This window comes from Dysgonomonas termitidis (genome assembly GCF_042654545.1).
GTDB classification, from domain to species: Bacteria; Bacteroidota; Bacteroidia; order Bacteroidales; family Dysgonomonadaceae; genus Dysgonomonas; species Dysgonomonas termitidis.
The window spans coordinates 1-2,028 of record NZ_JBHSGN010000119.1 but is presented as its reverse complement, the minus strand read 5'-3'; the positions used below and the strand labels follow the sequence as shown (position 1 = coordinate 2,028).

Sequence of the window (2,028 nt, the reverse complement as noted above, 5' to 3'; positions counted from 1 at the left end):
CGTGTCGGCGACAAGGCAACGGATATCACCTATACCCTTGCGGGTGGGCAAACGGGCAGGCTGTACGGCCTGCCTAAAGAGTACACGCTCCTGTTTTTCTACAATCCGGATTGCCCGGCCTGTAAGGAGACGACCGCTTCGCTGGCCTCGTCTGAGGTCATCAACAGCCTGCTGCTATCCGGGCGGCTGGATATCCTGGCCGTCTATCCCGATTCCGACCTGGCCCTATGGAAGAAACATACCGGACAGATGCCTCCCTCGTGGATTATTAGCTATGACAAGGGGCAGGCCCTGTTCGGCAAGAAGCTATACGACCTGAAAGCCCTGCCGGCCCTCTACCTGCTGGATGCCTTTAAGCATGTACTGCTCAAGGATGCCTCGGCGCAGGCCGTCGAGCAGTACCTGGCGCCGCAGCTACCGCCCCGGAGCCGGTAACAGCCGGGTTCAGGCTCCGGCCTCCGGTTCATTACACACACTAAAAGAAGGACGACGATGTATGCACTACGATTAAAAAAGGATATGGCGGACGAATCGTCCGTACCCGGCCTGGAAGCGATACTAGCCCGGGAAGCCGGAAACACAGGCATGGTTTACCTGTACCGCCTGGGCGGTGTTTTGATGTGCTTCGAGCGTTCGGCCTGCATCGTGCTGAGCCTGTGTAATATGGAGACGGCTTTCCGCGTCAGCGAGGAGGGCTATGCCGATTACCTTGCCTGCGTAGTGAGCGATGTGGAGGTCTTGCGTAAAGCGGGGTTGAAGTTGTCCGGTGTCGGCGCGAATGAGATATCGCTGGAGACAGGTATCGTGTGCGGGGGATATGACCTGCTGCTGCATGGCCTGAACCCCCTGGATAAGGACAGCCAATATCTGGAGTTGTTGCGCGGCCTGCGTAGCGGTTCACCCGGCCAGGATGAAGAAACACAAAAATGGAATAAAGCGATGGAACTGTACGGAAAGAAAAAAAAACGGGAGCAGCCGGTAGCCGGCGACCCGAGCCTGCTGTCGTCGGGGGCTGTTCTCAGCGGCGACCTGCACCTGAGTGAAGACCTGCACATCGACGGGCGTGTGGAAGGCAGCATTTACAGTGAGAAGGCTGTTACGGTGGGCCCCGGGGGGAATGTAGACGGCAATATCATCGCCGCGACAGTGGATATCCATGGCTGCGTGCTGGGTACTGTCACGGCCGGCGGGATCGCCAGCCTGCGCAAAGGCTGTATGCTGAAGGGCGACCTGATAGCGGGATCTGTGGAGATCGAACCCGGCGCCCGCTTCGAGGGCCAGTGCCGGATGGGCAGCGGGCTGGAATGCTCCCCGGCGGTTTACAGGGATCAAAATTTATTGACCTGAACGTATAAATTGAGTATACGGAACCCTCCCGTTTCACTGCCGGACTGCCCGCGTAAAGAAAAAGAAAATGCACTGGTAAACAAATAACGGATATATGCAGAACAAAAGAAATTATAAGGACAAAATATTCGCGGCGGTGCTGCCTATCCTGCTTTGCATCCCGGCCGCCGGTACCGTACAGGCCCAGGACATACCGGATACCGTCCGTGTACCGTCGGCTGTCCTTAAGACGAACCTGCTGTACGACGCTACCGGCAGCCTGAACCTCGCCGGCGAGTTCCGCCTGGACAGGAAACTGACCCTGGATCTTCCCCTGACCTACAATCCCTGGACTTTTACAGGCGGTAAAAAGTTGAAGCTGCTACTGTTCCAGCCTGAATTACGCTACTGGACGAAAGAGTCGTTCCGGGGTTTCTTTGCCGGCCTGCATATTCATGGGGCCCTGTTCAATACCGCAAAGATTATAGACGAATACCGTTACCAGGGCTGGCTTGCCGGGGCAGGCCTCTCTGTCGGGTACCGTTGGAACCTCTCCCGGCGTTGGGCGCTGGAGGCTACCCTCGGCGCCGGATACGCGTACGTGGACTATACAAAATACACCGCCGGGGGAACAGGCCCGGATGGTTGCCGCACCTGCGGACAGAAACTGGAATCCGGTCAGAAGCATTACCGGGGCCCGAC

General features: G+C 57.6%; 3 protein-coding genes. All 3 read left to right on the top strand.

Going from position 1 to position 2,028, the window contains the following annotated elements:
- A partial coding sequence (locus ACFO6W_RS19660; protein WP_379999597.1) for a thioredoxin family protein occupies positions 1-435 on the top strand: 435 nt, incomplete at its 5' end.
- A gap of 84 nt (positions 436-519) precedes the next feature.
- Positions 520-1,347, top strand: a complete 828-nt coding sequence (locus ACFO6W_RS19655; protein WP_379999595.1) for a bactofilin family protein — start codon at positions 520-522, stop codon at positions 1,345-1,347.
- A 94-nt stretch (positions 1,348-1,441) separates the two neighbouring features.
- Positions 1,442-2,028, top strand: a 587-nt coding sequence (locus ACFO6W_RS19650; protein ID WP_379999593.1) for a DUF3575 domain-containing protein, incomplete at its 3' end; no start/stop codon positions are given.